Below are 24781 nucleotides of genomic sequence, written 5' to 3' on the forward strand. Positions count from 1 at the left end.
AAACATGACCCAGCCCAATCTCAAATTCTCGCTCGGTGAATATGCCGCGCGGTTGGAAAAGACACGGCGTGCCATGGAGGCGAAGGGCGTAGACCTGCTGATCGTCAGCGACCCGTCGAACATGGCCTGGCTGACCGGCTATGACGGCTGGTCCTTTTACGTGCACCAGGCGGTGATCGTGCCGCCGCAGGGCGAGCCGATCTGGTTCGGCCGCGGCCAGGACGCCAACGGCGCCAAGTTCACCGCCTATCTGAAGCACGACAACATCGTCGGCTATCCCGATCACTACGTGCAGTCGACCGAGCGCCATCCGATGGACTACCTTTCGGGCATCCTGACCGAGCGCGGCTTCGGCAAGCTGACGATCGGCGTCGAGATGGACAATTACTGGTTCTCGGCAGCAGCCTTTGCGGCGCTGCAGAAGCACCTGCCGAATGCGCGCTTCGTCGACGCGACCGCCCTCGTCAACTGGCAGCGAGCCGTCAAGAGCGAGACCGAGATCGGCTACATGCGCAATGCCGCCCGTATCGTCGAGGCGATGCACGCCCGCATCTTCGACAAGATCGAGGTCGGCATGCGCAAGTGCGATCTGGTTGCGGAAATTTATGATGCCGGCACCCGCGGCGTCGACGGCATCGGCGGCGACTATCCGGCGATCGTGCCGCTGCTGCCGTCCGGCGTCGAAGCGTCCGCACCACATCTGACCTGGGATGACCGGCCGATGAAGAAGGGTGAGGGCACCTTCTTCGAGATTGCCGGCTGCTACAACCGCTATCACCTGCCGTTGTCGCGCACCGTCTTCCTCGGCAAGCCGACGCAGGCCTTTCTCGACGCCGAAAAGGCGACGCTGGAGGGCATGGAAGCCGGTCTTGCGGTCGCCAGACCCGGCAATACCTGCGAGGATATCGCCAACGCCTTCTTCGCGGTGCTGAAGAAATACGGCATCGTCAAGGACAACCGCACCGGTTACCCGATCGGCCTTTCCTATCCGCCGGACTGGGGCGAGCGCACCATGAGCCTGCGACCGGGCGATCGGACGGAGCTGAAGCCCGGTATGACCTTCCATTTCATGACCGGCCTGTGGCTCGAGGACATGGGCTTCGAGACGACCGAGAGCATCCTCATCACCGACAGCGGTGTCGAGTGCCTCGCGAACGTGCCGCGCAGGCTGATGGTCAAGGATTGAGGTGTCATGACAGAGATTGGCTTGCGGCCGTCGCCGATCAGCGCGACGGTCAATTTTGCCGCCGAGGGCGTCCAGCACGGCTTTCTGCGCCTGCCTTATAGCCGCGACGATTCCGCCTGGGGATCGGTGATGGTGCCGATAACGGTCGTTCGGAACGGCAAGGGGCCAACGGCACTGCTGACCGGCGGCAATCACGGCGACGAGTATGAAGGACCGATCGCCCTCTTCGATCTTGCCCGCACGCTGAAAGCCGAGGAGGTGAGCGGCACTGTCATCATCGTGCCGGCCATGAATTATCCGGCATTCCAAGCGGGAACCAGGACCTCGCCGATCGACAGGGGCAACATGAACCGCAGCTTCCCGGGTCGGCCGGACGGCACGGTGACCGAGAAGATCGCCGACTATTTCAGCCGTGTGCTTTTGCCGATGGCGGATCTCGTTCTCGACTTTCATTCCGGCGGCAAGACGCTCGATTTTCTGCCGTTCTGCGCGGCCCACATCCTGCCGAACAAGCAACAGCAGGAAAGAGCCTTCGAATTCGTCACGGCCTTTGCCGCTCCCTATTCGATGAAAATGCTGGAGATCGATGCGGTCGGCATGTACGACACCGCGGCCGAGGAGATGGGCAAGATCTTCATCACCACGGAACTCGGCGGCGGCGGCACCGCCACGGCCAAAAGTGCGGCGATTGCCAAGCGCGGCACCATCAACGTGCTGCGCCATGCAGGGATCGTCGTGGGCGCCGTCGATCCCGGGCCGACGACCTGGCTCGACATGCCGGACGGCCGCTGCTTCTCCTTCGCAGAGGAGGGCGGGCTGATCGAACCTGTCATCGATCTCGGTGAAGCCGTCACCGCCGATGCCGTCATCGCTCGCATCTATCCGACCGGACGGACCGGGGTGGCACCCCGCGAGATCCGCGCCAGCATGAACGGCATTCTCTGCGCACGCCATTTCCCGGGGCTGGTCAAATCAGGCGACTGCGTTGCCGTGGTGGCGATCGTTACGGACTGAGGTGGAAGAGCCGGGTCTTCCCTTTGCCGCGGACGCGTCAGGCCGCTTTCTGCGATCTCGACGGGCTGGCGGCCGCATCGATCTGAAAGCGGCTGACGACCCCCTCCAGCGTCTGCGTCTGGCTGCCGAGCGCCCGGCAGGCCGAAGCGGTTTCGACGGCCATGGCGGCGTTGCGTTGCGTTACCTGATCGAGAGCGTTGACGGAGGCATTGATCTCGCCGATCGCCACCGCCTGCTCGGAGGAGACCGAGACGATGCGGGCGATCAGGCCGGCAACCTGCTCGACCTGTCCTTCGATTTCCAGGAGCGCCTTGCCGGTCCGGTTGACGAGCTCCACACCGCTGGAGACCTGAGACGAGGAGGTGGAAATCAGAGCTCTGATCTCCTTGGCGGCGTTGGCCGAGCGCATGGCAAGTTCGCGCACTTCCTGTGCGACAACGGCAAAACCCTTGCCTGCTTCGCCGGCGCGCGCTGCTTCAACCCCGGCATTCAGCGCCAGAAGATTGGTTTGGAAGGCGATTTCATCGATGACATTGACGATGTCGCCGATCTGGGAGGATGAGCCTTCGATCCTTTCCATGGCGGCGATTGCTTCACGAACGACAGCCGCCGAATGTTCGGCGCTGGTGCGGGTCTCGGCCATCATGCCGGTTGCCTTGCCGGCATGGTCGGAGGCGTCTTTCGCCTTGGCATTCATCTCATCGAGCGTGGCTGTGGCCTCTTCGAGCATCGCTGCCTGCTGTTCCGTGCGCGAGGCAAGGCTGTCGGCGGCATCGGTGATGCCGGCCGAGGAACTGCCCACTTGCTTGGAGGTCTGGGCGATCTCCGCCATCGAAGCGCAAAGCGCGTCCATGCTGTCGTTGAACTTTGCGCGCAAAGTTTCGTAGGCCGTGGCGAAAGGCGTCTTGATGCGGCAATCGAGATTGCCGTTCGACAGTTGTTCCAGGCCGTATGTCAGCTGGGCGATCACCGTTTCGCGGATCTGCTCCTCGGCGGCCTTTTCGGCCAGCTGGCTGCGTTCACGCTCGAATTCCGCATCGCGAAGTGCGGTCTCGCGCTTCTGCGCGTCCTGCCGCTCGAGCGCGTTGCGGCGAAATACCGCCACGGCCTTGGACATGGCGCCGATCTCGTCGGAACGGTCGGCATAGGGGACTTCGGTTGAAAAATCGCCCTTGGCAAGGTTGCCCATGTAGGCCTTCATACCGTCGAGCGGTATGATGGCGCGGCGGCGCAAGAGATAAAGGCCGACGAGCAGCAGGGCGAACGAGCCGAAGCCCGCAGCACCGGCATAGATCGTCCAGGTCACGATCTCCGAGGCTGCATTGCGCTCCTCGCCCTTCAGGAAGGCGTCGGAATTGGCAACGAGTTTCTCGACCGCGTCCTGGTGCGAATGGAAGGCGACGCGCAGCTGCTCGATCGCACCATGCGCCTTGTCTTCATCCTTGGCATTTAAGGCGGGGATGATCTCGCGGTTCATCACCCCCCAGAATGCATCGCCCTTGGCGATGACATCGTTTTCAAGCTGGTCCTTCAAAGCTTGCGGCAGCCGGGTGGTTTTCCAATAGGCGCGGCGGTCGTCGTAAGCGGCCTTGAGATTAGCGATCTTGGCAAGATTGGTCTCGGTGAGTTCGGGAAATTTGCTCGCCTCGAAGGAGAGCATGTAGGATTCGACTACAAACAACGGCGGCGGCAGAATATCGGCGATCAAATCTTTGCCGTAGACCACCTGTTCATAAACCGGCCCGTTGACTTTCAGCCGTTCGAGCGCCGATTGCTGCAGTCCGATCGACATGAAAAGACCTACTGAAACGGCGACGCCGAACGCCACCAGACTGCGAGCAATGGTGAATGCCAAGACTGTCTCCAAATAACTTTTGGCCTCTCTGCTTCGATGCGCCAGATCGACGCGTAGCATTATTTCGAAAGAATGCTGAAATATGGTTAATCTATTGGCGCCGGAAGAAAACGCCAACCCGAATACTTATGATATCCCGCCATCAGTTGTCATCCTGATGGCTAATGCGCTGATGCTATGCATAGATGAAAGGAGATCTGCATGGCTGAACCCCAACTTTCCGTGCGCAGTGCGAAGGCACGCGATCTTGCACATCGGCTTGCCAGACGCGAAAATCGCTCATTAGCTGACATTGCTCCTCGCGGTAGCCCGACTGGTCGGAGAAGCGGTTCATGACAGCGTCATCAGCTGGGATAGGAGTTCGTCGGCGCTGATCGACGTGTCTTCGTCGAGCTCCCGCTTTGGGTTGCTTTTGCGGACTAAACCGTAGAGGATAGATGTCCTAGGACGCGGATGTCGGGCGCTTGTTATAGCAATAGGAACAGACTGATGTTGCAGCGGAAATGGTCGTCACAAGCGCTCCATCGTTAGACAGGTGGGGATGCAAAGAATTACAGAACTGATTAGTTCTAAAAATCGAAATCACTAATGCCACAACCGAAAACACAATCCCTCAGAAATCGTAGTCTGCGTTCTCAGGTCGTCGGCACGCGATTCGGTAGAGTGGTCTAGATTATCATGGATATTGTCGACGAGCCTGCGGTTGAGCCGCGCAAACGGGGGCGGCCGAAAGTTTCCAGCGACGAGGACAAGCGGTCGCATATCGTCGAAGTCGCCGGCCGCGTTTTCGTGAAATGCGGTTATGCGGGAAGCACGACCGCGATCGTCGCCTCCGAGGCGGGCGTTTCGAAGCAGACCCTCTATAAGCTGTTTCAGAGCAAGGAAGAGCTGTTTGCCGCCGTGGTCGGTGCGCATCGGCGCTTGATGCTCGATCTGCCCAGGCCCGCCGAAGATATTTCGATTGCCGCGAGCCTCGAGCGCATTTTCATGATCGATATGGATGAGGACAAGGATGCGGATCGCACCAGCTTCCTGCAGCTCGTCTTTCGCGAAGCGGCGCATTTTCCCGAACTTGTCGATATCCTTCAGCGCGAAGGCATGCTTGCCAGCCGGCAGCATCTCGCCGACTGGCTGAGCGAACGCCGGTCGGAAGGCAGATTGACGCTGGACGATACGGCGAGCGGAGCCCGGATGCTGATGGATATGATCCTCGGCGGCATGGGTCCGCCGGAAGGGCGCGCGCAGGCCTGGCCCGATCGGGCTGGACTGTTTGCCCATCTTCGACGCTGCATTGCCATCTTTGCCGCAGGCGTCGGCGCGGCCTAAAACGCGTTTGCAATCTGTCAGATTCGCTCCTCGCGCTTTCGTCCGGCAAAACGCCATCCGTTGACTTTCGCTTCCAATTCCGCATTGGATTAATTATAGAACTATAAAGTTCTATAAAATTGATTCGACCACATGTAGGTGGCTGCGCTTCGCCATGACCGGCGACGACATTTCCGCAGAGATGAAATTTTCACCCGTGACTGCTAGCAGGCTTTCGCGCACCGCCTTGCCTATGAAAGGCCGACGATCGTCTGGTTTCCTTCGTGCTCGAGGCGAAGGGGCTTGATCCTGATGATGTCACGTCGGACGAGTTGGAGAAGATGTTTTCTTCCGCCCTCGGATCGGCTGTCAGATCGCCGAACGGGAAGGCATGATGTTGAGCCTCTGAAACAAGAGAACAATGCTGCACTGCCGAAAAAATCACCTCGCGCACCGCTGCGCGTTTTTTCGGCATGACCCATTGACAATTCATCCTTGATGGCACTTCATAACATTGTTCCAGTAAAACAGACATGCGTCCATTATACTGGAACAATACAAGCCATCCATAAGGGGAACGCCATGACCAATTCCTTTCGCACCGGCGTGATATCGCTGGCCGTCGCCGCTCTGTTGTCCACGCCTGCGCTGGCCGACGGCAGCAAGCTCGATGAAGTGCTGGCCCGCGGCCATCTCGTCCTCGGCACGGGCAGCACCAATGCGCCTTGGCACTTCAAAAGCGCCGACGACAAGCTTCAGGGATTCGACGTCGACATGGGCCACATCATCGCCAAGGCGCTCTTCGGCGATCCTGAGAAGATCGAATATGTGAACCAGTCCTCCGATGCCCGCATCCCGAATATCACCACCGACAAAGTCGACATCACCTGCCAGTTCATGACCGTTACCGGCGAGCGCGCCCAGCAGGTTGCCTTCACCATTCCTTATTATCGCGAGGGTGTCGGCCTGATGCTCAAGGCAGACGGAAAATATGCCGACTACGCCGCCCTCAAGGCAGCTGGTTCCTCCGTCACCATCTCGGTTCTCCAGAACGTCTATGCCGAGGCGATGGTGCATGCGGCCTTGCCGGAGGCGACCGTCGACCAGTACGATTCCGTCGACCTGATCTATCAGGCGCTGGAATCGGGACGCGCCGATGCAGTTGCCACGGACCAGTCGTCGCTTGCCTGGTACATGACGCAGAATCCGGGCCGCTACAAGGATGCCGGCTACGGCTGGAATCCGCAGACCTACGCCTGCGCCGTCAAGCGCGGCGATCAGGATTGGCTGAACTTCGTCAACACCGCCCTGCACGAAGCCATGACCGGCGTTGAATTCGACTTTTACGCCAAGTCCTTCAAGACCTGGTTCGGCAAAGATCTGACGCCGCCGCAGATCGGCTTCCCGGTCGAGTTCAAGTAACAGCCATGCGGAGCGGGACATGTTCCCGCTCCGCATTTAAAGAGTGAGAGAATGATGTCGTCCGAAAACCGCTCAGATTTTTCGGCATCATGCTCTGGTCTGAAAGGGCGGCCCGCATGGGTTACACGTTGAATTTCGCTGCCGTCTGGCGCAACTTCGATTTTCTTTTGAGCGGGCTTGCGCTCAGCCTCGGCCTTGCGGTGATCTCGATCCTGATTGGGGCCGCAATCGGCCTTGTGGTGGCCTTCGCGCTGACCTCCAAAAGCCGCTTTGCGGTCGTGCCGGCGCGGGTCTATGTCACGGTCATTCGCAACCTGCCGATTCTCGTCCTGGTGCTTTTCGTCTTTTTCGCGCTGCCGCAGATGGGCCTGCGCCTCGACAAGATAAAAAGCTTCCTCCTGGTTTTGTCCCTCTATTCCGGCGCCTATCTGGCCGAGGTGTTCCGCGCCGGGCTGCTGTCTATTCCAAGAGGACTGACGGAAGCGGGGCTTGCCATTGGCCTGACGGGGATGCAGATCCGCAGTTCCATCATCGCTCCGCTGATGCTGCGCAACGTGCTGCCATCGCTGTCCTCGACGATCATCTCGCTCTTCAAGGACACCTCGCTCGCCGCCGCCATCGCCGTGCCCGAACTGACTTTCGCCGCCCGCAAGATCAATGTCGAGAGCTTCCGCGTCATAGAAACCTGGATGGTGACATCCGCGCTCTATGTCGCGGCCTGTCTCCTCATCGCCGCCGTGATGCGCTTTGTCGAGCGCCGTCTGGCCCTGCCGAGATAAGCCGATGTCCCACACTTTTCTCGAACAACTCTGGATCGCCCGATACGTCATCATGAACGGCATCGGCGTGACCGTGTCGATCTCCCTGCTGGCCATCCTCGCCGGTTCCATACTCGGCGTTTTCGTCGGTTTAGCGCTCGTCTATGGCGGCGTTGTTTTGCGTCTGGTCGTGCGCGCCTATACGGATATCATCCGTGGCACGCCGGTGCTCGTACTCGTGCTGGCGAGCTACTATGTCTCCGCCGCCGTCGGCCTCGATCTCGGGCCGTTCTCGGCCGGCGTGCTCGCCCTTGCCATCTTCTGCTCCTCCCATGTCGGCGAAATCGTGCGCGGGGCGCTTCAGGCAATTCCCAAGGGGCAGACCGAAGCCGCCAAGGCGATCGGCCTGACTTTTACCCAGACCTTCACTTCGGTGCTGTGGCCGCAGGCCATGCGCCAGTGCCTGCCGGCCTGGGTGAATACCGCAGCCGAGATGGTGAAGGCCTCGACGCTGCTCTCTGTCATCGGCGTCGCCGAGCTTCTCCTGCGCACGCAGGAGATCATCTCCCGCAACTTCATGAGCCTCCAGTTCTATTTCCTGGCCGGTGGTCTCTATTTCATCATCAACTACGGTATCGAGCACTTCGGCAAATATGTCGAGCGCAAGACCGCCCTGCCGTCCTGAGGAGACACCCCCGATGGCCAAGACCATTCTCGACATCAAGGGTCTGCGCAAGACTTACGGCATCCACGAAGTCCTCAAGGGCGTCGATTGCGCCGTGCAGGAAGGCGAAGTCATTTCCATCATCGGCTCTTCCGGCTCCGGAAAGACCACCTTGCTGCGCTGCATCAACATGCTCGAAGAGTTCCAGGGCGGCACGATCAGCCTTGACGGTGAGGAAATCGGCTATCGCGCCGAAGGCGCAACACGGCGCCGCAAGAGCGAGAAAGAGATTGCGCGCCAGCGTGCGTTGACCGGCATGGCGTTTCAGCAGTTCAATCTCTTCCCGCATATGAGCGCCGCTGAAAACGTCATGCTGGGCCTCGTCAAGGTGAAGAAAATGACGAAGCCGGATGCCCGCGTCATCGCGGAAAAATGGCTCGATCGTGTCGGCCTTTCCGCCCGCTCGAACCATTATCCCGGGCAGCTTTCCGGCGGTCAGCAGCAGCGCGTCGCGATCGCCCGCGCCATCGCCATGTCGCCGAGGCTGATGCTGTTCGACGAAGTGACCTCCGCGCTTGACCCGGAACTGGTGGGCGAAGTGCTCCAGGTCATCAAGGGGCTTGCCGCCGACGGCATGACCATGCTGCTCGTCACCCACGAGATGCGCTTTGCCTATGACGTTTCGTCACGCGTCATCTTCATGAATCAGGGCGTCATCTGCGAGGAGGGCGATCCGAAGGACATGTTCGTGCATCCGAGGACCGAACGGCTCGTGGAATTCCTCAAGACATCGAGTTTCAACTAATGCATGTCGCCCAAAAGTGCGCAGCGGTTTTGGGATAACGATTTGCATAAACAAAACTTAAAGAAGCTCCTGTGACGGTCCGCTCTGCGGATCGTCACGGGCGCTCGGCCCAAGGGTCGACAAGCTCGATCCCAAAGCCCTCGAAGTCCTTTATATTGCGGGTGGCGAGGGTGAGATCGTGAGCAATCGCGGTGGCGGCAATCAAGCCGTCCATTGACGACAAGCCGCGTCCGCATCGCTTTGCGAGCCCCATCAAGTCGCCCCAGGCTATCGCAACCGGTTGGTCCACAGGAATGACACGCTGCTCAAAGCGCCGCGGCAGATCCTGGGCAAGCCATTCAGCCAGCGCGTCGCGCTTCCGACCGCTTTCCATCAATGCAACACCACGCCGGATCTCCGCGATCGATACGACGCTGATGAATGAGCGATCCTCGTCGAGACTGTCCAGCCATTGTAGGACATGTGCATCGGGACGCGGCCTTGTCACCTCGGAAAGCACATTGGTGTCCAGCAGAAGTCTCACAGCTGGAGATCACGCGGTTCGTCGCGCTGTCGTTCGAGGTCCAGATCGGCACCACGCAGCGGCGATTGCATCAGAAACTCTGCAAGGGTGCCCTTGCGCGCGGTCTTCCGCTGCCATTCTTCCGCCGAAACGACGACGACGCTTGGTTTGCCATTGCGCATGATCGTTTGTGGTGTCGCTTGCGCGCGTTCGATAACCTCAGACAGCTTGGCCTTCGCACTGGCGACGGTCCAACTTTTATCCTCTGGTCGTGATGGCTGCATTCGCTATATCCTGACTATAGTGACTATCATGACTATATAAGCCGAACCGATCTTGCCGCAAGCAGCTTTTCGATAGGGAAGGGGCTTTGTCGGCTTTGGGCGGCCGGCGCTGATCGGGGTTTGCAAGGAATTGCGGGCACTCGCTCAATTTGCGCTCAGTTTGCATTCCAGTGTGCAAAATTCCAGGGGGAGGGATCCGGGACATCTTGGAAATCCTGAGCGCAGAATTTTGGCACGAGCTTTGCTTCCCTGTCTTGTATGCAAGATAGCCAGACATCTGAGACCACGCAGAAGACCATCGAGGAGACAATCGTCTCCGGGATTCTTTCAGCCAAAATTCGGCCCGGGACGCGTCTCAGCGAAAACCAGCTGGCAACGCTCTTCAGCGTGTCTCGAACCCGCGTTCGTGAAGCCATGATGCGCCTGGAAACACGCGGCATCGTGCATGTCAGTCCGAGACGAGGCTGGTTCGTCGTCGAACCGTCCGCCGAAGAGGCGATCGCGGTCTATGAGGCACGGCGCGTCGTCGAGGCCGGATTGCTGCGCAGCATGCGCCTACTGACAGACGAGGGACACAAAGCGCTCGACGCGCATTTGAACGAGGAAAAAGGCGCCATGGCTGCGGGCGACCGCCAGCGCCTGACCTATTTGATGGGCGATTTTCACATCCGCATCGCAGAATTGAGCGGCAACGCCATCATCGTCGATATCCTGCGCGATCTCACCGCGAGGACGATCCTGATTTCGATGCTCTACCAGTCTGAATTTCATGCGGCACAGTCTCACGACGGGCATTGCCGCATCTTCGAGGCCATGCGGGCGGGCGATTTCGCCAGAGCTGCCGAGCTCTCTATCGAACATCTGGACGAAGTGGAGATGGGCCTCGACCTCACCGCGCGCCCGGATCCGCTCTCGGAACTGCGCAGTTCCCTGTCCCTTCCTCCCAGGACCGTATCCCCAACCGTCAGACCCAATAAACCACAACTTCAAAGGAGCAATTGAAACATGCTGACAAGACGAGTCTTCTTCGCAATCGCGACCCTGGCTGCAACCTTCGGCTTCGGTTCGGCGTCCTACGCCGATGCTCTCGCTGACATCACGGCGCGCGGGACGCTGCGTGTCGCGGTGCCGCAGGATTTCCCGCCCTTCGGCAGCGTCGGCACCGATATGGCGCCGATGGGCTACGATATCGATGTGGCCAATCTCATTGCCGAAAAACTGGGCGTGAAGACCGAACTCGTGCCGGTCACCAGCGCCAACCGCGTTCCTTATCTGCAGACGAATAAGGTCGATCTGGTCATCTCCAGCCTCGGCAAGAATGCGGAGCGCGAAAAGGTGATCGATTTCACCACGGCCTACGCCCCCTTCTTCAATGGCGTGTTCGCGCCCGCCGATGTTTCGATCGCCAAGGTGGAAGATCTCGCGGGCAAGAGCATCGGCGTTACGCGCGGCGCCGTCGAAGATCTCGAGCTGACGAAGATCGCGCCGACCGACGCGACGATCAAGCGCTACGAGGACAATAATGGCACCATCTCGGCCTTCCTGTCCGGCCAGGTCGACACCATTGCGACCGGCAACGTCGTCGCCGCGGCGATCCTCGCCAAAAATCCCCCCAAGCGCCCTGAGATGAAGTTCCTCATCAAGAACTCACCCTGCTACATCGGTATCAACAAGGAACAGGCAGCTCTTCTGGAGAAGGTGAACGGCATTATCGCGGCCGCCAAAACCGATGGCGCACTCAACGCCATATCGCAGAAGTGGCTCGGCGCCGATCTTCCGTCGGATCTGTAAGGACCCGGTCCTACGGATGTCATTCCGCGCCCGCGCGCGGGATGACATGACGCTCGGTCACCGCAAGAGGGGACAATTCCTTGAGCTATCATTTCGAATTTGGCTGGCTGCTTGAATATTATCCGCAGATCGTCAAGGGCATACTGATCACACTGGAGCTTATCGGCATCGGCGGAGTGCTGGGCATTTCGCTCGGCATCTTCTGCGCCTGGGTGCGCGCACTCGGCCCGGCCTGGCTGAAGCCAATCGTTGCGACCTACGTCGAATTGATCCGCAACACGCCGTTCCTGATCCAGCTGTTTTTCATCTTTTTCGGTCTGCCGTCGCTCGGCCTCCAGCTTTCCGAACTGACGGCCGCCAACCTCGCAATGGTCGTCAACCTCGGCGCCTATAGCTGCGAAATTATCCGCGCGGGCATCCAAGCGACCCCGAAGGGCCAGTTCGAGGCAGGCGAGAGCCTTGCCATGACGCGTTTCGAAACCTTCCGGCATGTCGTTCTCGTACCGTCCCTGCAGCGCATCTGGCCGGCGCTGTCGTCGCAAGTGGTCATCGTCATGCTCGGCTCATCGGTCGTCTCGCAGATCGCCGCCGAGGATCTGACCTTTGCCGCGAACTTCATACAATCGCGAACCTTCCGCGCCTTCGAGGCCTACATCGTCTCGACAGCCATCTATCTCATGCTGGCGATCCTGCTCCGGCAGGTGCTGGCGGTGGCCGGCGGGTTCCTTTTCCCGAGGAGGGCGGCGAAATGATCGAGTTCACACTCTGGGACATCCTGCGCAACCTGCTGCTCGCCACACGCTGGACGATCCTTCTTTCGCTGGTCTCATTCATCGGCGGCGGCGCAGTCGGACTGGGGCTGCTGTTCCTGCGCATCAGCAAGCGCAAGGCGTTCAGGGCATTCGCGAAATACTATATCGAACTCTTCCAGGGCACGCCGCTGCTGATGCAGCTCTTCATAGCCTTTTTCGGTCTCGGCCTCTTTGGGATAGACGTGCCGGCCTGGCTTGCCGCGGGATTGGCGCTCACCCTGTGGAGTGCCGCCTTTCTCGCCGAAATCTGGCGAGGCTGCGTCGAAGCGGTCGCGCGGGGTCAATGGGAAGCCTCGGCCAGCCTCGGCATGGGCCGGCTGCAGCAGATGCGCTATGTCATCCTGCCGCAGGCGCTGAGGGTCGCCATACCGCCCACGGTCGGTTTCTCCGTTCAAATCGTCAAGGGGACGGCGCTGACCTCGATCATCGGTTTCGTCGAATTGTCGAAAGCCGGCACCGTGGTCACCAATGCCACCTTCCAGCCCTTCACCGTCTACGGGCTCGTCGCTCTCATCTACTTCGCCCTTTGCTGGCCTTTGTCGAAAAGCAGCCAGATCCTGGAAAGGAAGCTCAATGTCGCTCATCGAAATCACTGAAGTCCGCAAGAGCTTTGGCACCACCGAGGTGTTGAAAGGCATCAATCTCGATGTGGAGGCTGGCGAAGTCATCGCCATTATCGGCAAGAGCGGTTCGGGCAAATCGACCCTGCTTCGCTGCATCAACGGCCTGGAGACCATCACTGACGGCTCCATCTCTGTGGCCGGCGCGCAGCTCCTTGATGACGAAGTCCATCTGAAGGCACTGCGCCTCAAGGTCGGCATGATCTTTCAGCAGTTCAACCTCTTCCCGCACCTGACCGTCGGCGGCAATGTCATGCTATCGCAGACCGTGGTCAAGAAGACACCGAAGGCCGAAGCAGAAGCCACCGCCCGCAAGATGCTGGAGCGGGTGGGTCTGGGTCACAGGTTCGACGCCTATCCCGACGAGCTCTCGGGCGGCCAGCAGCAGCGCGTCGCCATCGCCCGCGCGCTCGCCATGCAGCCGACAGCGCTTCTCTGCGACGAGATCACCTCGGCGCTCGATCCGGAGCTGGTCGCCGAAGTTCTGGCCGTCGTGCGCGAACTCGCCGCCGAGGGAATGACCCTCCTCATGGTAACGCACGAGATGAAGTTCGCCCGCGACGTCTGCAGCCGCGTTGTCTTCATGCATCAGGGTCGAGTCCATGAAGCAGGCCGGCCGGAGGACGTCTTCGCCAGTCCGCAGACTGCTGAGCTCAGGCAGTTTCTCGGTGTCAGCTAGAGCCTTTCCGGGTTAGATTGAAGCATTCTGCCGGAGCAGGTTTTCGTCAGGGCAGAGGCGATTGGCGAAGGGCATACCTCTTGGTACGTCCGAGCCGATCGCCTTTGATCCTGGCGGAAAGATGCCCGGCCCTTCGGGTTGGCTGAAACGGGCCGGCTGATCGACCGGCCGGCTTGGCCGTAGAGCTTGGCTACGACGCGCGCCGGCCGGTCGACCATCCGACTCCGTTTGAGCCAACAGAATGCTGCAATCTAACCCGGAAAGGCTCTAGGCGGCGGTGACAATTCAATCATTTGAGCCAGAGCATGCTGCCTGCAATATTGACGAACCCCCTGAAGTCGGCGGCGATTTTGTCATAGCGAGTTGCATTTCGTCGTCATTGCTGCTTCGCGCTCCAAGCAAACACAAGAGGGGGCGCTCTGCGCCCCCGATCCGGCTACTTGCGGCCTCGGCTAGTCAGTGGGCCAGCATCTCCTCGGCGATCTGCTTCCCATTCAGGCTCGAGGGGTAGTAGGTCGGCCAGTTAGTGACCTCATTCAGTAGGGCGGCGCGGTCATTGCCCCAATAAAGATGGTAGTGGTCGGCCTTCTCGGGGGCGACGATGTGATCGCTGAACTGGATGAACCGAGGTGCGGCGTCATCACCGGCGCTTTTCCTGAAGATGAAACGAACCCCTCGATTACCCTTTTTGTAGGTGAGGATTTCGTGGCCATCCGTCTCGTAGTCTCCGGTCACGGAGTCCTTGCCGCGGAAAAACGCAACTTTCTTTCCGTTGATGACGATCCGGTCGACGTCGGTCTTGTATCCCTTGTCGTAGTAGGCACGATATTCCCCGGCGCTCTTCTCGCCGTGTTTCGCCTTGTCGGCCATCACCGGATCCAAGGTTCCGTCGACAAGATAGGGATAGACCGACTGCCAGTCGCCTTCCCAGTCCGACAGTTCACGCGCCTTCACCTGATCGTCATCGAAATAACCCTCATTTACCGACCCCTTCTTATCGTGGGAATGGCTGTGGCTGTGATTGTTTCCCGAAGATGTCTGGGCGCCTGCCGTTCCTGCAAAAGTCAATGTTGCAGATACAGCCAGTGCGTAGCTGAGTGTTGTGATCGCTTTGTTCATTCACTGAAACTCTTTCGATTGGCCGGCACGGATCGAGCCGTGGTGGTGATGTAATAACATTACAGAAGCCAACTAGCGTGCTTTGACTGCAAGCGCAAGATGCGCGTCGCGGGGGATCACCATTCAAATGCATTACATCCAAATAATTAGGAGGCGCCCATCGCTCCAAAAGCTCCGGCTCAAAGCCGCATCGGTGCCGAAATCCGGGATCGTGCTGGCGTCATAGGCGCGGTCTGCGAGCACGTGCTTGGCCGGCAGCCCACTGACGAGCTCACAGGCAGGAGCCGTATCATTCTTCGATTGTTCGGGCTGCAACGCCGAAAGTCCCACGTGCGGCCGCTCTGTCTTGAATCTGCCGACAGGGCGGCCGCTTCGCAAATTATCAGTCTTTGTTGCCGGCGGGCGCGGGCAGCAAGATGGGATCGACCGAATGCTTCGGTGCCATCAGTTGTGCAAGAATGTCGTCGGCCGAGTGGCTCGAACTGCCAATGCCGGCCTCGCGCAGTTGACGATCGAGATCGCTGCCGTTTTCCAGCGCGGCCAGTTCAGCACCGGCTTCGATGCGGCCGGAAGTGATTTCCTGGCGCTTCTTGATACGTTCGAGACTTTCGACGGCGCTACCGAGACGGGTGTTGATGCCCGACTGGCTGTGGGCAATCGCCGACTGAGCGCGCAGCAGGGACTCATTGGCTTTGACATTCTCCACCTCACGCTTCATCTGAGCAATGCGCGCTTCGGTCTCCTGGATCGTGCGCAGCATCTGCTGCTGGCGGGGCAGCAGCCGATCGAGCTCTTCTTGGTCGCGCTGCACTTCGGCACGGGTACCGGCAATGCGCTGAGCGAGACCCTGAGCCAGATCCGAGCGGCCCGCGGAGATCGCGGCGCGAGCGCTGTCGGTATCCTTGGTCTCCTTTGCGCGGTTTTCTTCAAGTCGGCGCATGACGCTCTTGTTGGACGCCATAATCCCGGCCAGATCAGACCGCGCGCTGCGTAGAGACTGTTCAGCGTCGCGGATTTCTTGGTCAAGAATGCGCATGGACTGGCTGTCGGCGGCCGCTTCCGCTGCCTCGTTAATGCCGCCGCGAATGGCGGTGAAAATCTTTCCCCAGGTACTCACGCTGCAATCTCCCCGTTTTTCCATTCTTCAATCATGTGTGCCGCATCGACGGCATTGGCAGCCAGAATTGCGACCTCCTCGACCACCGTCTCGGCCGTCGAGCGTGCCGACAGCGAGCCGAACAATTCATACCATTCCTCACCGTCGATCGTGGTGATGCCGAAGCTGGAGAGGGGCACGAACTTGTGCGTCTTGAGCACCAGGCGTTCGAAGGCTTCCCGCTTGGGGATGTCCTTGCACGGCACCAGAACAGCGCTGACAAGAATATCGCGCTCCCCGCTTACCGCGACGAAGACGTCGAGATCGCCTTTTTCCTTCAGAGTCACGCATATGACGTCGCCCTGTTCGGGTACGGCTACATCCACATCGCCCAGCACCTCCGGATCGGCGGCGAACAGGCGCGTTAAAGTGGTGAGGTTCCAGGTCTCCAAAAAATCCTCCATCGGTTGGAACGTCGAAAATATCTGGGTAGTCGATATGCCACTTAAAGGTGGCGCGCTAAATAAATTTCGCTAGGCTAAGCGTTGGGAACGGGGGCCAATCGCGTGCCATTTATCGCTTCATTACTGCGGCGTGTATATCTCTCGCTCGGCGAATTGGCCTGGTCAGCCCTTTTTCTTATCCTCGTGATCCACCTGGTCGCTTCTTATCTGCTCTTCCTGCTAGCCGGCGAAGGCGACCTCGTCGGCAATCCGGTTGACTTTCTTTATTACTATATGGTGACGGCAACGACTGTCGGCTATGGCGATCTCTCTCCAAAATCCGGGCTCGGCCGAATCATGACCGTCCTGTTCGTTCTTCCCGGTGGCATTGCCATCTTCACCGCTGTTCTTGGCAAGTTGTTGACAACCATAGGTACGATCTGGAGAAACCGCATGCGCGGATTGGGTGATTACAGCGAACGCACCGGCCATATCATCGTCCTCGGCTGGCAGGAGGGGCAGACATACCAGACGCTTCGGCTGCTGCATGCCGAACGACAGGCCAACGAACCGATGAGTGTTCTGGTTGCCAAGGACCTTCAGGAAAACCCCGCCAGCCATTACGCCGACTATATCAGAACCGAGCGGCTTGCAGATGCCGACGCTCTGGTGCGGGCCGGCGTGGCCCAAGCGCGGGCGATCATCGCGCGCGGAGCAAATGACGACGAGACGCTGGCCGCGGTGCTGATTGCCGAAGACCATGCGCCCAACGCCCATATCGTGGCCTATTTCGCCGACGACCGCACGGCGCAGATGGTCAAACAACGCCGGCCGCGTGTCGAGGCGGTGGGCTCGCTCGCCGAGGAGCTGCTGTCGCGTTCGGCCCGTGATCCTGGCTCTTCGGAAATCGCCGCACGGCTGCTGTCGGCCGCCTCCACCGACACGGCCTTTTCCCTGGCGGTACCGCCTTTGCAAATGCCGCTACTCTATGGAGACGTGTTTTTAAGGCTCAAGCGTCAACATAACGTGACGCTGGTGGGCATGCTGAGCCAGGGCATGACCGACCTCAATTGCCGGGACGAGACGCTGATGCGGGGCGGCGAGACCCTTTACTATATCAGCGGAATGCGGCTAGATCCCGCTGCCATCGCTTGGGCTCGAATGGGAGATGTATCATGATCGGCTGGTTCGGCAGAGACAAGAACGAAAGGCCCTTACCCAAAGAACTTGGCCCGTTGAGCGCTGCCATCGGCGGGGCGTTGGAGATCGATTTCCTCTCCCTCGAAGCCGAGGCTTTGGCCGGCCAGCCGGCCATGCCGCTGCCACGGAGCGGCCCGTTCATCATTGCCGCCTATGGTGAGGTTTCGCTCGATGCCGCGACGGTTCTGTCGCGCTACTACGATGAAGACCATCGGATGATTCAGGTGATGTCGACGTCGGGCCAGCCGGGTGATGTCGACGACATCAGCTTTTATCAGCCCTGGGACAGCGTCGTGCCTGCCGGGCAGGGCGAATGGAACCGCTGGACCGGGCCGGACGGCCTGATCGGCCAGCCAACCTACGATGCCGACGGCATCCTCTACAGCCGATTCTGGGGCGAAGGCCCGGAACGGACCCCATTGGCGGAGTTTGTCGAGAAGGTCGACGATGGTGAGGCGCAACGCTCCATTCACCAGACCTGCATGTTGTATTATCGCCCGCTTGGCTCGACGCGCGAAATGCTTCTGATCAATGTCGAGCGCGACCTCGATCTCGGACAGAGCCAGGCAGGCAGCTCGGTGGAATTTCTGATCGGCTACGGACTCGCCCCGGCCGATGTTCGCCGCGTCTGATGGATCCTATCAATTTCAACGGAGGACTTTTTCAATGCTCCATTACGTGGCGGGTCTGCCTGCCTTCCTCGGCTATTTCGCCGTCGGTCTTGCCGCCTATGGCGTTTTCGCGGTGATCTACACATTCTTGACGCCGCAGAAGGAAGTCCAACTCATTCGCGCAGGCAATCTTGCCGCCGTCACGGCATTCTTGGGCGCACTTGTCGGTTTCAGCCTGCCTCTGGCTTCGGCCGCAGCCAATTCGGTCAGCATCGTCGACTACATCATATGGGCGGTGGTCGGCATTCTGGCGCAGATCCTCGCTTACTATATTGCGAATTTCACCATGACGGATCTGCATGAAAAGATCACTGCCGACAATATCGCCGCGGGCATATGGGGCGGTGGCATCGCGCTCGTCATCGGTATTCTCAACGCCGCCTGTATGACCTATTGAGGGGAGGGAACGATGCGCAGACGTAAGAGCGGGCACAAACGACCTTTCCTGGCCCTCGGCACGATCGCTGCCTCGACCCTGGCGCTGTCCGGTTGCGGCGATCAGACTCCTTCGGAGACAATGTTCACCTCCGTCGACCAATGCGTGACTTCCGGCATGGACCGGCAGGTCTGCCAGGCCGGCTATCAGGATGCCATGCGGGCCCATCTCGCTGCAGCGCCGCGTTTCAACGGCATGGCCGCCTGCGAGGCCGAATACGGCTCGGGCCAGTGCACGGAACAGTCGGCCAGTGCCGTCCCCAACAATACCGGCGGAGGCGGCAGCTTTTTCGTGCCGTTCCTGACAGGCTACGTGTTGTCTTCCGCACTCAACAACATCGGCGACTATTACAATTATCGCCGGCGCCAGGAGGAGAGTGGCTCCTACGGCTCGACACCGATTTATCGCAATCGCTCGGGGCAAACGGTGACAACGACTGTTCGCTCGGGCGGCAACGACACCGCGATCGCGCCCTCGCGTCAGACCGTCAAGCCAGTCAACGTCAACACTCGCACCGTTGCCCGTCAAGGCTTCGGGGGCCGTTCGTCGTTCAGTTTCGGCGGCTGACATGAAGCGCATCACCCTTCCGGCGCGTCCTGATTGGCTTGACAAGGCGCGCGCCGTCGGCTTCGGGTTTCACGTCATGTATGGCGAGCCCTATTGGCTCGACGATGCCGCCTATACGTTCACGCTCGATGAGATCGAGATGCAGATCGAAGGGCCGAGCCAGGAACTGCACGACATGTGCATGGATATGGTCGGCGATATCGTCAGAAGCGAAGAGACGCTCGACAGGCTAGCCATTCCGGAGGACCTGCGCGATGTGGTGCAGCGCTCCTGGCAGCGCCGCGACCGGCACCTCTACGGCCGGTTCGATCTTGCTTACGACGGCACTGGCCCGGCCAAGTTGCTCGAATATAACGCCGATACTCCCACTTCGGTGTTTGAGACAGCCTATTTCCAGTTCAACTGGCTGACTGACCAGGTGGCTTTGGGTGTCCTGCCCAAGGAGGCGGACCAGTACAATTCCTTGCAGGAAAGCCTCGTCGAGGCATTCGAGCAATTTTCCAAAGAGCCTATCTTCCACTTCGCCGCGATGACCGACAATGAGGAGGATCGCGGCACTACTGTCTATCTGATGGACTGTGCAGTGCAAGCCGGCCATCGCGTCGAGCTTCTGGACATACGCGAGATCGGCATCGATGCGCAGGGTCGCTACACCGACCTCCAGGATCGGGTGATCGACCGCTGCTTCAAGCTGTACCCCTGGGAGTTCATGCTGCGCGAGCCGTTCGCCCGTCAACTCGTGCGCTCGGGCGATGTTTTCATCGAGCCCGCCTGGAAGTCCGTGCTCTCCAACAAGGGGCTTCTGCCTCTGCTCTGGCAGCGCCACCCCAATCATCCCAACCTGCTGGCCAGCTATTTCGCAGACGACCCGGCGGCCTCGACCTTGACGGACTACGTACGCAAACCGCTGCTGTCGCGAGAAGGCGAGAACGTCACGATATTCCGGGATGGCCGGGAATTGATTTCCGCGCCCGGCGATTATGGTGACGAAGGCTTTATCGTCCAGGCCTATGCCCCGCTTTTCGAAAGCGATGGCGGCTTCGCCGTGCTCGGCAGCTGGATCGTCGGTGATCGCGCCTGCGGTCTTGCCGTCCGCGAGGACCGCTCGCGTATAACCGCCAATCTATCGCGTTTCGTGCCGCACGTCATAGTCGGATAAGAGGAGGTATATCGCTTCAGGCGCAGCTATCTTCATGTACGCGTCGAGCGATGCCGCCCGAATTTCTCGCCGATAATCTCGACCCTGATGCCGGCCGTCCGCCGACGCACCTGGCGCGTACTCAGATCAAGCACATACGCCGCCGACACCACCTCATCCGGCCGGCGATCACCTTCGACAAAACCTCGATCCGCTGCAGATCACGCTCGCTCATCGCTATCAGTCCCATCCGCAATCTCCCAGGTCATCAAACACGGGGAGAGTGACATTCCAACTTTGCAGAAACAGGACACTTCAACTTTGCGGCTACAACAACTTTGCGGCATAAGATAGCTTATGGAACTGCAAGGGGAAAACCACGAACCTCGTGCGGCTGCATCGACCGATCCTGCCCGAGGAAGGCAGCAAGTTCGGCTCGAAACACGTTACACGCAGGCTTGTCCGGCACGAGCACATGGTTCTTGCTCTCAAGCGGTACGAAACTCGCGTTCGAAATCGCGGCAACCTTGATCAAATGGCAAGCCACGTCACGGCGGCTAGGCAAATCGCGCCGCTCCCTAAGATAACCTTCTCCGATGCATTCCCTCGGAAACTAGTTTCGATCTTGGGCCCTGTGAGATAGACATCCCAGGTCCATACGCGCGTATTTAGCTTCGACGCGTCAATCCCCGGAGTTGCATCATGAAGATCGCGCCGCAGCAGCGGATCTATGTCTGCTTCTTTCTCTTCGCAGTGTCGCTGGGGGCGCTGCTGTCGAGGATGCCGGATTTGCAGGTTGCGATGGGCGTCAATAAGTCCGAGCTTGGGTTGACGCTGATAGGGGCTGCGATCGGCGCCTTGATTTCGTTAACTTTATCTTCGCCCTTGATCGCCCGGCTCGGCGCGCGTACGACGGCATTCATCACTGTTCTCGGCACGTCTGCGCTGCTGTCACTGGTGCCGTGGATCGGTGCGGCGCCGGTCGTGTTCTGTGTGCTCTTCGTCGAGGGGCTGCTCGCCGGGGCGCTGGAGATCAATCTCAATGTTGAGATCGACCGCATCGAAGCGCAGCTAGGACGCGGCGTGATGAACAGGGCGCATGGTTTCTGGAGCCTCGGCTTCTTCGTCACGGCGCTTGTCTCCTCGGTCGTCCGCCAAGCGGGCATTTCGATGGAACTCCATCTCGCTGCGACCTTTGTCACGGTTCTTGTCATCGGCATCTGGGCGATTTCCGGCATGCGGAATGCGCCGGCGCGGATCGCGTTGCATGAAGGCAAGGCGCCGCTGGTAGCGCTTCCCACCTGGGGCCTAATGCCGCTCTGCGTGATCGGCATCGCGGCCTTTCTCGTCGAAGGTGCCGGGATCGACTGGTCGGCGATCTATATGCGCGATGTGTTTTCGGTCGAGCCCTTCATTGGCGGACTGGGATTGACGCTCTTTACCTTCTGCATGGCGCTGGCGCGGCTGTTCGTCGATCCGCTGGTCGATCGGTTTGGCGCGCGGACCGTCGCCACGATGTTGCTTGTTCTTTCGGCCATCGGCATCTGCGCCGTGTCCGGGGCGCCGCATCCCTATGTCGCGCTGGCGGGCTTTGCCTTGATGGGCGCCGGCTGCAGCGCGGTCTATCCTCTCGCCGTTTCGGCGGCGGCCCAACGCACAGATCGCGCGGCGTATCTCAACGTTGCCGCCCTCGGCCAGATGAGCTTTGTCGTCTTCTTCCTGGCGCCGCCGCTGCTCGGTTTCATTGCCGAACATGCTGGCATCCGGACATCCTATCTCGTCTGTCTTCCGCTGATCATTTACGCGCTCTTCTCGGCCAAGGCGCTTGCTACGCGCCGGGCTGCCGGCGGCGGTAGCGCTGCGACTGCTCGGAGCGTCAACGGGTAACGGATTGTGCTGCCGGTTTTTGGCCGCGCGATTGGTTCGGTGAAAACCCAAACGAGCACGTATTGGCGGCCTGCTCGGTGCTCTCCTAAGCAATACGGCTGGCACTGCGGTTCGGAATAGATCGCCTTGCGAGATTGAAGGTCCGTCGCGCGTCTGGTCGAGGGAAATGCGGGCGCAGGCGCGAGGCCACTTGCTTGCCGCCGAGTTTGTTGACGGCAAAGTTATCTGAGCCGCCGGGCTCGACCACGTCGATTAGGCGATCGCCCTCGCCACTCGTGCCCCATTGATCACCTTTAAACCAGCATGGCGGTGACGCTTCGCCGAATTTGCAGACGAAAGGTGGTCTTGAACAGGATCGAACCGGCGTTGGCTAATCGTGAAGCACCTGATAGGTCATAGACCGCTGTGTATGAGGTCTTGGCACCCTGTTCAGAGACAACCCTCGGACCGGACTGGAGAGCTTTTGATGGGCTGGAAAACACCGAAGATCGAATACGTGAATGGCTATAAGATCGTTGAAGTCGAGGGGCCGACCTTCAAAGTCTACGATGGCGACCGTCAGCTCGGGGACGATTTCCCCTACCCCGGCGAAGCTGCTGCTTACGCAACCTCGTTGCCAAAACGGGATCATCGACGCAGCTAGGCGAAAGCCGAGGAAGATCAATCAAAAACCCTTTATGGCAGCCTTACTGAAAGTGGAACAAGATTTGACCAGCTCCCAACTTTCTTCACCGCTGGAACTGCTTGGGTGGTCTGAATTCTTCGCGGACCAGGTCCAGCCCAGCGAAGCGGATTTGATCCCCCGACGCATCGCTTCAGTTCACCGGGCACGCATCGAGGCAATCGATGTCACCGGGCCGGTCGGACTCGAATTTCCATCCAATACCAGTACTGGTGATTACGCGGTGGGCGACTGGGTTCTTGCCGATTCCCTGACTGACATGCTTATCAGACGTCTCGACCGAAAAAGCGTCTTTCAACGACGCCCGGAAGGCGGGCGTGGCCAGCAACTTGTTGCCGCCAACATCGACACCCTGTTGATCGTGACCTCGTGCAATGCCGATTTTAATCTTGCTCGGCTGGAACGTTACCTGATCATGGCCAACCAGGCCGGGAGCAATCCGGTGATTGTGCTGACGAAGGCTGACATCGCGGAAGATGCCGGCATATTCCAGACGCAAGCCGAGGCTTTGCAGCGCGATCTGCCTGTCATTGCCTTGAACGGGCGCTCCGCGGACGCCGTTTCCCTGTTGAGGCCCTGGTGCGGCGTTGGTCAGACGGTTGCGTTGGTGGGATCTTCTGGTGTCGGAAAATCAACGCTGGTGAACACCATGACCGGGCCTGAATCTGACACAAAGCAAAAGACAGGCACCATCCGCGAATATGACGCGCAGGGCCGACACACAACCACGGCGCGATCCCTGCATGCAATTTCAGGCGGCGGCTGGGTTATCGATACGCCGGGAATAAGAACGCTTTACGTGAGTGATGTTGCCGACGGTATAGACACCCTCTTTGCTGAAATAACTGAACTGGCGCCGCTTTGCCGCTTTCGCGATTGCACTCATGCCCACGAGCCTGGGTGCGCGGTCCAGGCAGCTGTCGCAAGCGGTGCCCTGGTCGCCGATCGCCTGGAACGCTGGCGGAACCTGCTTGCCGAAAACCGCGACCGAACACCGGTCGTGAGCGGACCCCGCGGCAACAAGATCGTTCGCAAGAAGAAATATTGAAAGTGTTGAACGTTTGCGCCGGTGCTCATCGGCGTCAGCCATGATCCGCCACCTGAATTGGCTGGGCTGGGGGATAGCGTGAGCGCTCAATGATTGTGATTGCGGTCACGAAGAAGACCCTGCAAGCGGCCGCTCCCGCTTGTGAGGGATGTATCTTTGAACAACCGCGATATGAGGCGCGGTTGCAATCCTTGCCTCTCGTCGATGAGGAGGAATGACATCCTCTTTATCTCGATCGTGATCACGCCTGCATTGTCATGGCGACGATAATTCCCGGAATCCATCGCGTGGAATCCATTTTCCACCGCCCAGGCGGCTATCATATCCGCGTTCATCAAGATCCTGCTTTAGGAGATGCGGACGTGCTGTCTCTAGCTGTCCCGCTCGCGCAAATCGCTTCGCAGTCCTACGAATACCGTAACTGAATCGCTCAAATCCAGCCAAATCCTTCCAAGATTACAGTTCCCGCTCAGGTGTTGCGAGAAAGACTCGAAGCAATCGCTGTAAATCGGTACGATTCAGCCGAGGCCTCGCCCGTTAGTGCTCTTGAAGGGATGTGAACCGGTGACGCCACCGCAGGGTCGAGGTGGAAGCAAAACCCTCGAAAATCTACAGACGGTAGCGCCAGCGCCGAAGGTTGGGGTGTTATCACGGGTGCTGAACCGCCACAGCCGGCTTTATCGAGAGCAGCTTCTGTTTCGGTGGAAAATCTGGGGCAGGTCGGCGAAAAGGAGCAGCAGGCTCCGCAGCTCCGGCAATCAAAATCGATCAGTGATGTCATGACCCGCTCACAGCCT

The 24781-nt window shown here is 59.5% G+C and carries 27 protein-coding genes and 5 pseudogenes; 21 read left to right on the top strand and 11 right to left on the bottom strand.

Going from position 1 to position 24781, the window contains the following annotated elements; genetic code table 11:
- Positions 1–4 precede the first annotated feature (4 nt).
- Positions 5–1186 (top strand): ectoine hydrolase DoeA, encoded by a 1182-nt coding sequence (doeA, locus tag OIU37_RS19575; RefSeq protein WP_240603876.1) that lies wholly within the window; start codon positions 5–7, stop codon positions 1184–1186.
- A 6-nt stretch (positions 1187–1192) separates the two neighbouring features.
- Positions 1193–2200, top strand: a complete 1008-nt coding sequence (gene doeB / locus OIU37_RS19580; RefSeq protein ID WP_240603875.1) for a N(2)-acetyl-L-2,4-diaminobutanoate deacetylase DoeB — start codon at positions 1193–1195, stop codon at positions 2198–2200.
- 37 nt (positions 2201–2237) lie between these two features.
- Here doeB and OIU37_RS19585 read toward each other — a convergent pair whose 3' ends face one another.
- Positions 2238–4055, bottom strand: coding sequence for a methyl-accepting chemotaxis protein (locus OIU37_RS19585; protein WP_264258515.1), 1818 nt, complete (start codon positions 4053–4055; stop codon positions 2238–2240).
- A gap of 201 nt (positions 4056–4256) precedes the next feature.
- Between OIU37_RS19585 and OIU37_RS19590 the strand changes: the two are divergent.
- The 6 genes and pseudogenes from OIU37_RS19590 to OIU37_RS19615 all read left to right on the top strand — a co-directional run.
- Positions 4257–4358 (top strand): annotated as a pseudogene (locus OIU37_RS19590) (plasmid stabilization protein); the annotation flags it as partial.
- A 375-nt stretch (positions 4359–4733) separates the two neighbouring features.
- Complete coding sequence (locus OIU37_RS19595) at positions 4734–5381, top strand: TetR/AcrR family transcriptional regulator (protein WP_182211487.1); 648 nt, start codon at positions 4734–4736, stop codon at positions 5379–5381.
- A 561-nt stretch (positions 5382–5942) separates the two neighbouring features.
- Entirely contained in the window at positions 5943–6782 is an 840-nt protein-coding gene (locus OIU37_RS19600) for a transporter substrate-binding domain-containing protein (RefSeq protein WP_171603104.1), read from the top strand.
- 116 nt (positions 6783–6898) lie between these two features.
- A complete protein-coding gene (locus tag OIU37_RS19605) occupies positions 6899–7561 on the top strand; it encodes an amino acid ABC transporter permease (RefSeq protein ID WP_171603105.1) in 663 nt (220 codons plus the stop codon).
- Positions 7562–7565: 4 nt separating this feature from the next.
- Complete coding sequence (locus OIU37_RS19610; protein ID WP_171603106.1) at positions 7566–8225, top strand: amino acid ABC transporter permease; 660 nt, start codon at positions 7566–7568, stop codon at positions 8223–8225.
- Between the two features lie 13 nt (positions 8226–8238).
- On the top strand, positions 8239–9009 hold the full coding sequence (locus tag OIU37_RS19615) for an amino acid ABC transporter ATP-binding protein (RefSeq protein WP_171603107.1): 771 nt from the start codon (positions 8239–8241) through the stop codon (positions 9007–9009).
- Positions 9010–9103: 94 nt separating this feature from the next.
- On the opposite strand, the gene OIU37_RS19620 is transcribed toward OIU37_RS19615, so the two are convergent.
- Positions 9104–9532, bottom strand: coding sequence for a type II toxin-antitoxin system VapC family toxin (locus tag OIU37_RS19620; protein ID WP_264258516.1), 429 nt, complete (start codon positions 9530–9532; stop codon positions 9104–9106).
- A complete protein-coding gene (locus OIU37_RS19625; RefSeq protein ID WP_017991284.1) occupies positions 9529–9795 on the bottom strand; it encodes a type II toxin-antitoxin system Phd/YefM family antitoxin in 267 nt (88 codons plus the stop codon). The genes OIU37_RS19620 and OIU37_RS19625 overlap by 4 nt, the downstream gene beginning before the upstream one ends.
- Positions 9796–10053: 258 nt before the next feature.
- On the opposite strand from OIU37_RS19625, the gene OIU37_RS19630 reads away from it, so the two are divergent.
- The 5 genes from OIU37_RS19630 (at position 10054) to OIU37_RS19650 (ending at position 13697) form a co-directional block, all read left to right on the top strand.
- Positions 10054–10797 carry a GntR family transcriptional regulator gene (locus tag OIU37_RS19630; protein ID WP_171603110.1) on the top strand — a complete coding sequence of 248 codons (744 nt, stop codon included), beginning with the start codon at positions 10054–10056 and terminating at the stop codon, positions 10795–10797.
- Between the two features lie 3 nt (positions 10798–10800).
- A complete protein-coding gene (locus tag OIU37_RS19635; RefSeq protein ID WP_171603111.1) occupies positions 10801–11586 on the top strand; it encodes a transporter substrate-binding domain-containing protein in 786 nt (261 codons plus the stop codon).
- Positions 11587–11666: 80 nt separating this feature from the next.
- A complete protein-coding gene (locus tag OIU37_RS19640) occupies positions 11667–12338 on the top strand; it encodes an amino acid ABC transporter permease (protein WP_171603112.1) in 672 nt (223 codons plus the stop codon).
- Positions 12335–12994 (top strand): amino acid ABC transporter permease, encoded by a 660-nt coding sequence (locus tag OIU37_RS19645; protein ID WP_171603113.1) that lies wholly within the window; start codon positions 12335–12337, stop codon positions 12992–12994. Before OIU37_RS19640 ends, OIU37_RS19645 begins: the two co-directional genes overlap by 4 nt.
- Entirely contained in the window at positions 12972–13697 is a 726-nt protein-coding gene (locus OIU37_RS19650; RefSeq protein WP_171603114.1) for an amino acid ABC transporter ATP-binding protein, read from the top strand. The genes OIU37_RS19645 and OIU37_RS19650 overlap by 23 nt, the downstream gene beginning before the upstream one ends.
- Before the next feature lie 289 nt (positions 13698–13986).
- On the opposite strand, the pseudogene OIU37_RS19655 reads toward OIU37_RS19650, so the two are convergent.
- The 5 genes and pseudogenes from OIU37_RS19655 to OIU37_RS19675 form a co-directional block, all read right to left on the bottom strand.
- Positions 13987–14073: pseudogene (locus tag OIU37_RS19655) on the bottom strand (IS5/IS1182 family transposase); the annotation flags it as partial.
- 80 nt (positions 14074–14153) lie between these two features.
- Positions 14154–14816: a metal-binding protein ZinT gene (locus OIU37_RS19660; RefSeq protein ID WP_171603115.1), complete on the bottom strand. Its 663-nt coding sequence runs from the start codon at positions 14814–14816 to the stop codon at positions 14154–14156.
- Positions 14817–15017: 201 nt separating this feature from the next.
- A pseudogene (locus tag OIU37_RS19665) lies at positions 15018–15113 on the bottom strand (IS5/IS1182 family transposase); the annotation flags it as partial.
- 85 nt (positions 15114–15198) lie between these two features.
- On the bottom strand, positions 15199–15933 hold the full coding sequence (locus tag OIU37_RS19670; protein ID WP_264258517.1) for a PspA/IM30 family protein: 735 nt from the start codon (positions 15931–15933) through the stop codon (positions 15199–15201).
- Complete coding sequence (locus tag OIU37_RS19675; RefSeq protein ID WP_171603117.1) at positions 15930–16376, bottom strand: YjfI family protein; 447 nt, start codon at positions 16374–16376, stop codon at positions 15930–15932. The genes OIU37_RS19670 and OIU37_RS19675 overlap by 4 nt, the downstream gene beginning before the upstream one ends.
- 102 nt (positions 16377–16478) lie before the next feature.
- Between OIU37_RS19675 and OIU37_RS19680 the strand changes: the two genes are divergently transcribed.
- The 5 genes from OIU37_RS19680 to OIU37_RS19700 are packed head-to-tail and all read left to right on the top strand — an operon-like array spanning position 16479 to position 20388.
- On the top strand, positions 16479–17534 hold the full coding sequence (locus OIU37_RS19680; RefSeq protein WP_171603118.1) for an ion channel: 1056 nt from the start codon (positions 16479–16481) through the stop codon (positions 17532–17534).
- Entirely contained in the window at positions 17531–18187 is a 657-nt protein-coding gene (locus OIU37_RS19685; RefSeq protein ID WP_171603119.1) for a YjfK family protein, read from the top strand. Before OIU37_RS19680 ends, OIU37_RS19685 begins: the two co-directional genes overlap by 4 nt.
- A 34-nt stretch (positions 18188–18221) precedes the next feature.
- On the top strand, positions 18222–18623 hold the full coding sequence (locus OIU37_RS19690; protein ID WP_168308160.1) for a DUF350 domain-containing protein: 402 nt from the start codon (positions 18222–18224) through the stop codon (positions 18621–18623).
- A 12-nt stretch (positions 18624–18635) separates the two neighbouring features.
- Positions 18636–19229: a DUF1190 domain-containing protein gene (locus tag OIU37_RS19695; protein ID WP_029871133.1), complete on the top strand. Its 594-nt coding sequence runs from the start codon at positions 18636–18638 to the stop codon at positions 19227–19229.
- A 1-nt stretch (position 19230) separates the two neighbouring features.
- A complete protein-coding gene (locus OIU37_RS19700) occupies positions 19231–20388 on the top strand; it encodes a glutathionylspermidine synthase family protein (RefSeq protein WP_171603120.1) in 1158 nt (385 codons plus the stop codon).
- 44 nt (positions 20389–20432) lie between these two features.
- Here the strand turns inward: OIU37_RS19700 and OIU37_RS19705 are convergent.
- A pseudogene (locus tag OIU37_RS19705) lies at positions 20433–20617 on the bottom strand (ISNCY family transposase); the annotation flags it as partial.
- 452 nt (positions 20618–21069) lie between these two features.
- Here OIU37_RS19705 and OIU37_RS19710 point away from each other — a divergent pair.
- The 3 genes from OIU37_RS19710 (at position 21070) to rsgA (ending at position 23984) form a co-directional block, all read left to right on the top strand.
- The gene (locus OIU37_RS19710; protein WP_264258518.1) at positions 21070–22254 is read left to right on the top strand and encodes an MFS transporter; all 1185 of its coding nucleotides are present in this window, start codon (positions 21070–21072) and stop codon (positions 22252–22254) included.
- A gap of 466 nt (positions 22255–22720) precedes the next feature.
- The gene (locus tag OIU37_RS19715) at positions 22721–22897 is read left to right on the top strand and encodes a hypothetical protein (RefSeq protein WP_264258519.1); all 177 of its coding nucleotides are present in this window, start codon (positions 22721–22723) and stop codon (positions 22895–22897) included.
- Positions 22898–22931: 34 nt separating this feature from the next.
- Entirely contained in the window at positions 22932–23984 is a 1053-nt protein-coding gene (gene rsgA, locus OIU37_RS19720) for a ribosome small subunit-dependent GTPase A (protein WP_264258520.1), read from the top strand.
- An 86-nt stretch (positions 23985–24070) separates the two neighbouring features.
- Here rsgA and OIU37_RS19725 read toward each other — a convergent pair whose 3' ends face one another.
- On the bottom strand, positions 24071–24319 hold the full coding sequence (locus tag OIU37_RS19725) for a hypothetical protein (protein WP_180695966.1): 249 nt from the start codon (positions 24317–24319) through the stop codon (positions 24071–24073).
- A 344-nt stretch (positions 24320–24663) separates the two neighbouring features.
- Positions 24664–24765: pseudogene (locus OIU37_RS19730) on the bottom strand (YkgJ family cysteine cluster protein); the annotation flags it as partial.
- Positions 24766–24781 lie beyond the last annotated feature (16 nt).

This window comes from Rhizobium sp. BT-226, from assembly GCF_025847085.2.
Lineage (GTDB): Bacteria > Pseudomonadota > Alphaproteobacteria > Rhizobiales > Rhizobiaceae > Rhizobium > Rhizobium sophorae.